At 70.8% G+C, this 8,616-nt stretch carries 8 protein-coding genes; 7 read left to right on the forward strand and 1 reads right to left on the reverse strand.

Annotated features, from left to right (window positions below):
- Window positions 1–28: 28 nt before the first annotated feature.
- Window positions 29–1,330: a mannosyltransferase family protein gene (locus tag ACFRCG_RS47620; protein ID WP_380042936.1), complete on the reverse strand. Its 1,302-nt coding sequence runs from the start codon at window positions 1,328–1,330 to the stop codon at window positions 29–31.
- 330 nt (window positions 1,331–1,660) lie between these two features.
- On the opposite strand from ACFRCG_RS47620, the gene ruvC reads away from it, so the two are divergent.
- From ruvC to ACFRCG_RS47655, 7 genes are all read left to right on the forward strand, one after another.
- Window positions 1,661–2,209 (forward strand): crossover junction endodeoxyribonuclease RuvC, encoded by a 549-nt coding sequence (gene ruvC, locus ACFRCG_RS47625; RefSeq protein WP_078974441.1) that lies wholly within the window; start codon window positions 1,661–1,663, stop codon window positions 2,207–2,209.
- Window positions 2,210–2,264: 55 nt separating this feature from the next.
- The gene (gene ruvA / locus ACFRCG_RS47630; RefSeq protein WP_380042937.1) at window positions 2,265–2,864 is read left to right on the forward strand and encodes a Holliday junction branch migration protein RuvA; all 600 of its coding nucleotides are present in this window, start codon (window positions 2,265–2,267) and stop codon (window positions 2,862–2,864) included.
- A 109-nt stretch (window positions 2,865–2,973) separates the two neighbouring features.
- Window positions 2,974–4,062, forward strand: coding sequence for a Holliday junction branch migration DNA helicase RuvB (gene ruvB / locus ACFRCG_RS47635; protein ID WP_380042938.1), 1,089 nt, complete (start codon window positions 2,974–2,976; stop codon window positions 4,060–4,062).
- A gap of 150 nt (window positions 4,063–4,212) precedes the next feature.
- The gene (gene yajC / locus ACFRCG_RS47640) at window positions 4,213–4,677 is read left to right on the forward strand and encodes a preprotein translocase subunit YajC (RefSeq protein WP_380042939.1); all 465 of its coding nucleotides are present in this window, start codon (window positions 4,213–4,215) and stop codon (window positions 4,675–4,677) included.
- 173 nt (window positions 4,678–4,850) lie between these two features.
- Window positions 4,851–6,617: a protein translocase subunit SecD gene (gene secD / locus ACFRCG_RS47645; protein ID WP_380042940.1), complete on the forward strand. Its 1,767-nt coding sequence runs from the start codon at window positions 4,851–4,853 to the stop codon at window positions 6,615–6,617.
- Complete coding sequence (gene secF, locus ACFRCG_RS47650; protein ID WP_380042941.1) at window positions 6,617–7,780, forward strand: protein translocase subunit SecF; 1,164 nt, start codon at window positions 6,617–6,619, stop codon at window positions 7,778–7,780. Before secD ends, secF begins: the two co-directional genes overlap by 1 nt.
- Window positions 7,780–8,328 (forward strand): adenine phosphoribosyltransferase, encoded by a 549-nt coding sequence (locus tag ACFRCG_RS47655; RefSeq protein ID WP_380042942.1) that lies wholly within the window; start codon window positions 7,780–7,782, stop codon window positions 8,326–8,328. The genes secF and ACFRCG_RS47655 overlap by 1 nt, the downstream gene beginning before the upstream one ends.
- Window positions 8,329–8,616 lie beyond the last annotated feature (288 nt).

Here is an 8,616-nt window from a genome sequence, read left to right on the forward strand (position 1 = left end):
GTCGGCCCCTCGCGCGTCGCGGGTCCGGCTACGGGTTGGTGTTTATCACGTACAGCAGGAAGCCCACGTACCACCCGGAGAACGCCGCCCCGGCCACCAGGATCGAGATCACCACCCCGCGCGGCCACTTGACCATCAGTCGGGCCAGCGGCAGCAGGATGGTGAACGCCGGCAGCATGAAGCGCGGCTTGGAGTGGAAGAACCAGCCGTTGCTCGTGGTCAGCGCCAGGAACATCACCACGGCGCCGTAGACGTGGACCGACAGCGGGATCCGGCGGTCGCGGAAGGACCAGATCATCAGCGCCACCGACAGGATGATCACGAACGTGCAGACCACGTAGATCGGTCGGCCCAGGTGGGTGAGGTACTTGTTCATCCACTGGACGGTGCTTATGCCGCCGTCGAACCGCAGGTTGAAGGCCTTGTCCTGGATCCACATCCACCCGTCGGGGCGCCCGGCCAGCCAGCCCACCCACGCGATGAAGCCCACGCAGGCCAGCGGCGAGATCAGCGTGGCCAGCACCGGGCGCCGCGCCTCCGGGGCCAGCAGACCGACCCGCGCGCCGTCCTCCCGCCGCTGGAGCACGACCGCGAGGGCCGTCACCCCCAGCGCCGCGACCAGTGCGAACGCGGTGTTGCGGGTCAGCCCCGCGAGCAGGCACAACACGCAGGCCAGGGTCCACTGCCGGCGCACCACCGCCAGCAGGCCCCACGAGGCGAACGCCACGAACAGCGCCTCGGAGTAGACCATGGTGAGCACCATCGAACCCGGCGCCACCCCCCAGAGCAGCGCGAACAGGGTGGCCACCCGGTGGCTGCCGGTCAGTTCACGCCCGAGCGCGTACAACCCCCACGCGGCCACCACGCCGGCGATCGTGGTGACCACCATCCCGGCGTTGAGCGCGGACAGCCCGGTCAGGTCGCAGACCAGGCGGACCGCCCACGGGTAGCCGGGGAAGAACTCGACGTTGGTCCAGTACGGCTTGCCGGTCGGGGAGACCGGGATCTTGTCCACGTAGCCGAAGTCGGCGATGTCGCGAAACCACACGCCGTCCCAGGAGCCGAGCATCGACCAGAACGGCTTGCCCGTCGCCAGCGCCATCAGGCCGAGCACCACGAGGTTGACCGCGCGCGCGATCAGATACCCGAACACCGCCGTGCGGGCCGGGCGGAAGGACACCCGCGCGCGGCCGAGCACTTCGGCGCCGCCGAGGCGCACACGCTCGGCGAGCCCGTCCGCGAACACGATGTCGGGGGCCGCCGGCATCCTGGTCGCACCCTTCTCGGCGGCCGGCGGGGTCACCACGACCGGCATGGACGGCGACGGCATGAAAACCTTCCGGGCGGCGAGCGGGGAGCAGTCTGCAAGCGACCCTAGCGCTGCCCGTGCGGGCTCCCCGTCGGCGACCGGGCCGCTTGGGGAACGATCGTCACAGGGCTGTCATCGGGGCGTTATCGATCGGGACAAGCGTACGTGTCGCTCGAACGAGTGATCACGGAGTGGCGATACCGAGGGGATCGGCGCGCCTGCACTAGGGTTTCCTCGGGCGAACACGTGTTCGTATCGAGTGCCGGTCACCACGACGCGACAGGCGACGACGCGGGAACCACACGGGAACGCCGCGAACGCGACGCGAAGACGACACGAGAGGGGCGCGGCATGCGGGTCTTGGGGGTCGACCCCGGTCTGACCCGATGCGGCGTGGGGGTCGTCGACGGCGCGGTGGGCAAACCGCTGCGGATGATCGAGGCCGGCGTCGTGCGCACACCCGCCGACGCCACGATCGACGCCCGACTCCTCGGCATAGAGCAGGGCATCGAGGAGTGGCTGGAGCGGCACCGCCCGGACTGCGTCGCGGTCGAGCGGGTGTTCAGCCAGCACAACGTGAGCACCGTGATGGGCACCGCGCAGGCCTCCGCCGTGGCCATCGTGTGCGCCGCGCGGCGCGGATTGCCGGTCACGCTGCACACGCCCAGCGAGGTCAAGGCCGCGGTGACCGGCAGCGGGCGCGCCGACAAGGCCCAGATCGGCGCCATGGTGACGCGTATCCTGCGCCTGGACGGCCCGCCGAAACCGGCCGACGCCGCCGACGCGGTGGCGTTGGCGATCTGCCACATCTGGCGCGGCGGCGCCTCCGACCGGCTCGCGGCGGCCGTCGCCGCGGCCCGCACCCCGGCCGGCCGGCTCCCGCGCGGCACCCGCCGCTGATCGGCACCGCCCCGGCCACACCGCCCCACCTCACCAACCACGCAGGAGCACTCGGGTGATCGCGTTCGTCTCCGGAACGGTGGCCGGCATCGGCCCCGACACCGCCGTCGTCGAGGTAGGCGGGGTCGGCCTGGCCGTGCAGTGCACGCCCACCACGCTCGCCGGCCTGCGGGTCGGCGCACCGGCCCGACTGGCCACCTCGCTGGTGGTCCGGGAGGACTCGCTCACCCTGTTCGGCTTCGCCGACGACGACGAGAAGCGCACGTTCGAGGTGTTGCAGACCGCCAACGGGGTGGGCCCGAAACTGGCCCTCGCGATGATCGCCGTCCACAGCCCCGACGCGCTGCGCGCCGCGGTCGCCGCCAAGGACGCCAAGGCGCTGACCGCCGTGCCCGGGATCGGCCCCAAGGGCGCGCAGAAGCTGCTTTTGGACCTGAAGGACAAGCTCGGCGTGCCCACCGGCGCGGTCGGCGTCGCCGGCCCGGTGAGCGCGGGCTGGCGCGACCAGCTGCACGCCGCCCTGGTCGGCCTGGGCTACGCCGCCCGCGAGGCGGAGGAGGCGGTCGACGCGGTCGCCCCCGAGGCGGACGGCGCCGCGACCCCCGACATCGGCGCCCTGCTCAAATCGGCCCTGCGCGGCCTGAACCGCCGATGAACCCCTCCCGGCGAGCCGGCCACGACGCGGCACGCGCGGTGCCGGGGATGTCGCCGGCGTCCGGCAGGATGAACGCAGGCCGTACGACCACGACCCTGGGCGGAACACGATGACGCAGGACGGCGAACGCCTGGTGACCGCCGAGGCGGACGGCGAGGAGCAGGCCGTCGAGGCCGCGCTGCGCCCGAAGAACCTGGACGAGTTCATCGGGCAGGAGCGGGTGCGCGAGCAGTTGTCCCTGGTACTGACCGCGGCGCTCGGCCGCGGCGCGACCGCGGACCACGTGCTGCTGTCCGGCCCGCCCGGGCTCGGCAAGACCACGCTGTCGATGATCATCGCGGCCGAGATGGGCGTGCCGATCCGGATCACCTCGGGCCCGGCCATCCAGCACGCCGGCGACCTGGCCGCGATCCTGTCCTCGCTGTCCGAGGGCGAGGTGTTGTTCCTCGACGAGATCCACCGCATGTCGCGGCCCGCCGAGGAGATGTTGTACATGGCGATGGAGGACTTCCGGGTCGACATCATCGTCGGCAAGGGACCCGGGGCCACCGCCATCCCGCTGGACCTGCCCCCGTTCACCCTGGTGGGTGCCACCACCCGGGCCGGACTGCTGCCGCCGCCGCTGCGCGACCGGTTCGGCTTCACCGGACACATGGACTTCTACGCGCCCGCCGAACTCGAACGGGTGCTGAATCGTTCGGCAAGATTGCTCGACGTCGAGTTGTCCGCCGAGGGCGGGGCGGAGATCGCCGGCCGCTCGCGGGGCACGCCGCGGATCGCCAACCGGCTGCTGCGCCGGGTCCGCGACTACGCGCAGGTGCGGGCGAACGGCAAGGTCGACCGGGACATCGCGGCCCGCGCGCTCGACGTCTACGAGGTGGACGCGCTGGGCCTGGACCGGCTGGACCGGGCCGTGCTCCAGGCCCTGACCACGCTGTTCGGCGGCGGCCCGGTGGGCCTGTCCACGCTGGCCGTGGCGGTGGGGGAGGAGACCGAGACGGTCGAGGAGGTCGCCGAACCGTTCCTGGTCCGCAGCGGTTTCCTGGCCCGCACGCCCCGCGGCCGGGTGGCCACCGCCAAGGCGTGGGCGCATCTGGGACTGAACCCCCCACAGGGGGCGCTGCCCAATCAGCACGGCGCACAACAGAGCGTGTTGTTCGACAACGGCGCCGTGACCGGTAAGGATGCAACCGAGTGAGGCCGCTGCGTGTCGGGAACGCATGCGGCCGGTAGTCGTTGTTCCTGTAGTAAGTACCCGTCTAGACTCCGCCGAGGCTGCCGCGCCGTGGCCGGCCGAGTGTCACCGTCCGGGCCGCCGCGCGGCCTTGGGAAGGAATCGTTTCAAGCCGTGGACCCGCTTACCCTCCTCCTGCCAGTAATCATCGTCGTGGTGTTCTACTTCCTGATCATCAAGCCCGGGAAGGCACGCCAGCGACAGGCCATGGAAACGCAGAACTCGCTGGTTCCGGGGGCCGAGGTCCGTACGATCGCGGGTCTGTACGCGACGGTCACCGAGGTCGAGGACGATTCCGTCATCCTTGAGGTGGCCCCCGACGTGCACTGCCGCTTCGTGAAGAGCGCCATCGCGGCGGTCCTGTCCTCCGGCGACGAGCCCGAGGACGACGAGGCCGACGACGAGCACGACGACGCCGCCGAGACCGGCGACGACGCCGTACGTCTGGACAAGAAGCCCGAGGCCGGCGAGGACGCCGACGCCGCGGACGGCAAGACCGTGGACGTGACCAAGGCCGAGGGCGCGAGCAAGGCGCCCGAGACCGGCGACCGGCTGCGCAAGGACGACAAGCAGGACTAGCTCGGCTCGTGATGGCCGCGGTGGTCCCAGGGCCACCGCGGAGCAATACAGTCATGTGACCGGGGGTGACACCCCGGATACGAGAGCGCCCGACCATCCGTCGGGCGCCGTGCCGTGCCGGCGACCGTGGGGCAATCCCGACGCGGCGGCATCGAGAGGGAGATTGGGCGAAGGTGGCAGCACCGAAATCGAGTTCCCGAGGGCACCCGGGACGGGTCCTTGCCTTTATCGGGGTCGTGATCGTGGCGTTGTACGCGATCATGTTCTCGACCGGGGACAAGACCCCACGTCTGGGCATCGACCTCGCGGGCGGCACGAGTGTCACGCTCACCGCAAAGGCCGACCAGGGCCGTAACGGCGCGGTCAACAAGACGAACATGCAGACCGCGGTGGAGATCATCCGCCAGCGCGTCAACGCGTTCGGTGTGTCCGAGGCGGAGGTGCAGACCGAGGGCGACAAGAACATCGTCATCAGCATCCCCAAGGGCAAGAACGAGAAGGAGACGGCGGAGCAGGTCGGACAGACCGCGAAGCTCTTCTTCCGTCCCGTGCTCGAGGCGGCCCCGGTCGCTCCCCAGAGTGGGACCAAGCTGCCGCTGACCCCGCCGTCGACGCCGCCCGCGAGCGCGCCGCCGGCGAGCACCCCGCCCGCGGGTACGCCGCCGGCGGCCGAGTCGAACAAGCCGCAGGGTCGGGTGATCCCGAACCTGAAGGACGCGTCCGGTGCCCCGACGCCGCCGCCGACGACTCCGCCCGCGACCACTCCGCCCGCGACGCCTCCGGCGAACACCCCGCCGGCCGGCGCCGACGCGAACGGCATCACGCCCGAACTGCGCGCGAAGTTCACCAACCTGGACTGCAACCTCCCGGAGAACCGGGGCCTGGGTACGGAGCCCATCCCGGAGGACAAGCCCACCGTGGCGTGCAGCCGCACCCAGGGCGAGAACGCCGAGAAGTACATCCTGGGCCCGGTGCTGATCCCCGGCACCGACGTGTCCTCGTCGAAGGCGCAGCTGCCGCAGAACGGCTCCGTCGGCGGCTGGGAAGTCGAGCTGAAGTTCAGCGACTCCGGCACCGGCAAGTTCACCAAGATCACCGGTGACCTGGCGCAGGGCAAGTATCCGACCAACCGCTTCGCGATCGACCTGGACGGTGTGGTCGTCTCCGCCCCGTCGGTCAAGGCGGAGATCCCCGGCGGCAGCGCGGTGATCTCGGGCGACTTCTCGCGCAGCTCGGCCAAGGACCTGGAGAACGTGCTCAAGTACGGCGCGCTCCCGCTGTCCTTCACCAAGAGCGACGTGACCACGGTGTCCGCCTCGCTCGGTGGCGACCAGCTCCGGGGCGGTCTGATCGCGGGTGCGATCGGCATCGTCCTGGTCATCCTGTACTCGCTGTTCTACTACCGCGGCCTCGGCCTGGTGAGCATCGCGAGTCTGATGGTCTCGGCGGCCCTGACCTACGCCATCATGTGTCTGCTCGGCCGAAGCATCGGCTTCGCACTCAACCTGCCGGCGGTCTGCGGCGCGATCGCCGCGATCGGTATCACGGTGGACTCGTTCATCGTGTACTTCGAACGCATCCGGGACGAGATCCGCGAGGGTCGCACGTTGCGACCCGCCGTGGAGAAGGCGTGGCCCCGTGCCCGGCGCACCATCCTGGTGTCCGACGCGGTGTCGTTCCTGGCCGCCGCGGTGCTCTACATCGTCTCGGTCGGCAAGGTCCAGGGCTTCGCGTTCACCCTCGGCCTGACCACGCTGCTCGACGTCGTGGTGGTGTTCCTGTTCACCAAGCCGCTCATGACGATCCTCGCCCGGCGCAGGTTCTTCGCGGACGGCCACAAGTGGTCCGGCCTCGACCCCGTCGCGCTCGGCGCCAATCAGCGCCAGTCGTACCGCGGTCGTCGCCCCCGTGGGCGCGCCGCCGGCGTGAAGGAGGCGTGATGAGTCGCTTCGGTGACATCAAGAACATCGGCGTCCGGCTGCACCACGGTGACGTCTCGTTCGACTTCGTCGGTCGCAAGAAGCTCTGGTACTCGATCTCGGCGCTGATCCTGGTGCTCGCGGTCGGCGGCCTGCTCGGCCGCGGGCTGCACGAGGGCATCGAGTTCAAGGGCGGGTCCGTCTACACCATCCAGGACACCCCGGCCTCGCAGGGCGACGCGCGCAAGGCGGTGGAGCCGTTCACCGACGGCACCGAGGCCATAGTGCAAAAGGTCGGCGGCAGCGGTCTGCGCATCCAGCTCGCCGAGTCCGACGCGGACAAGACCAAGCAGATCGCGGCGGCCATCGCCAAGGATCTGAAGGTCGCGCCGGACAAGGTCAACACGCAGGTGGTCGGCCCCAGCTGGGGCAAGGAGATCTCCAAGAAGGCCCTCCAGGGTCTGGTGATCTTCATGATCCTGGTGGTGATCTACCTCACCTTCGCCTTCGAGTGGCGTATGGCCGTGGCGGCGTTGGTCGCGCTCATCCACGACATCGTGATCACCATCGGGGTGTACGCCCTGGTGGGCTTCGAGGTCACGCCGGGCACGGTGATCGGTCTGCTGACGATTCTCGGTTACTCCCTGTACGACACGGTCGTGGTATTCGACACGGTCAAGGAGAACACCAAGAACATCACCAAGCAGACCAAGCGCACCTACAGCGAAGCGGCCAACGCGGGTCTGAACCAGACCCTGGTGCGCTCGATCAACACCACCGTGGTCGCCCTGCTTCCGGTCGCCTCGCTGCTGTTCGTCGGTGGCGGGCTGCTGGGCGCGGGCATGCTCAAGGACATCGCGCTGTCGCTGTTCGTGGGTCTGGCCGCCGGCGCGTTCTCGTCGATCTTCATCGCCACGCCGATACTGGCCGACCTCAAGGAGCGGTCGCCGGAGATGCGGCTGCTCGCGAAGAAGGTGGCCCAGCGTCGGGCGTCCGAGGCGAAGGCGGCCAAGGCCGCCGAGGCCGCGGGCATCCCCGCGGACCGGGCCGAGGGTCACCCGGACGTGGACGAGGAGACCGAGGCGGACGAGGACGAGACCGTACCCGCGCAGGGCGGCGCGCCTCGCGCCGGCGCCGCGCGCGGCCGGGCCCGTACCCGTCCCGGCGGCAAGAGGAAGCGCTGATGGCCACCGACCCCGACGAGCTGCGCAAACTGCTCGACAGCCGGATCCGGGACGTGCCGGACTGGCCGAAGCCGGGCGTGGTGTTCAAGGACATCTCGCCGCTGCTCGCCGACCCGGTCGCCTTCGCGGCCCTGGTCGACGCGCTGGCCGAGCGCTGCGCCGGGCGGGTGGACAAGGTGGTGGGGATCGAGGCCCGCGGCTTCATCCTCGCCGCTCCGGTCGCCCTGCGGGCCCGGGCCGGCTTCGTGCCGGTGCGCAAGGCGGGCAAGCTGCCGTGCGCCACCCACGCGCAGTCCTACGACCTGGAATACGGCTCGGCCACCCTGGAGGTGCACCAGGACGCGTTCGAGGCCGGTGACCGGGTGCTCGTGATCGACGACGTGCTCGCCACCGGCGGGACCGTCGAGGCCACGATCGACCTGATCCGGCGGGCCGGAGCCGAGGTGGTCGGGGTCGAGGTCCTGCTCGAACTCGGCTTCCTGGCCGGCCGGGCCCGGCTCGCGCCGGTATTGCCGGACGACGCGCTGGAGTCGTTCATCGTCGTGTGACACGCCGCCCGCGGCCGGTGTCCGGAGGCCGGAGGCGCCCCAGGTGGGGAGCCTCCGGCCTCCGACGTTTCGGCGGCCGCCGAACCGGATGGCCGAGTGTCGACGGCGCGGGTCAGTACGATGGAATTTCCGTCATCTGTGGGAGGAGTTCCCTTGCCGGACGAGGTCGCGCCCGTCGCGGGGGCCGCGGGGGGTGCCGGCGTACAACACGCGCCCACCGACGACCCCACCCCAGCCCCACCCCCGCCCCCCCGGCAACCAGCACCCGGACCCGCGCCCCCCCCACCG

The sequence above is a fragment of the Embleya sp. NPDC056575 genome (assembly GCF_042793325.1).
Classification (GTDB): Bacteria; Actinomycetota; Actinomycetes; order Streptomycetales; family Streptomycetaceae; genus Embleya.

Bases quoted from the DNA above. Each gene is read 5' to 3' on its own strand.
- ruvC (WP_078974441.1), top strand. From the start codon at position 1,661: ATGCGGGTCTTGGGGGTCGACCCCGGTCTGACCCGATGCGGCGTGGGG.
- ACFRCG_RS47620 (WP_380042936.1), bottom strand. From the start codon at position 1,330: ATGCCGTCGCCGTCCATGCCGGTCGTGGTGACCCCGCCGGCCGCCGAG.
- ruvB (WP_380042938.1), top strand. From the start codon at position 2,974: ATGACGCAGGACGGCGAACGCCTGGTGACCGCCGAGGCGGACGGCGAG.
- secF (WP_380042941.1), top strand. From the start codon at position 6,617: ATGAGTCGCTTCGGTGACATCAAGAACATCGGCGTCCGGCTGCACCAC.
- ACFRCG_RS47655 (WP_380042942.1), top strand. From the start codon at position 7,780: ATGGCCACCGACCCCGACGAGCTGCGCAAACTGCTCGACAGCCGGATC.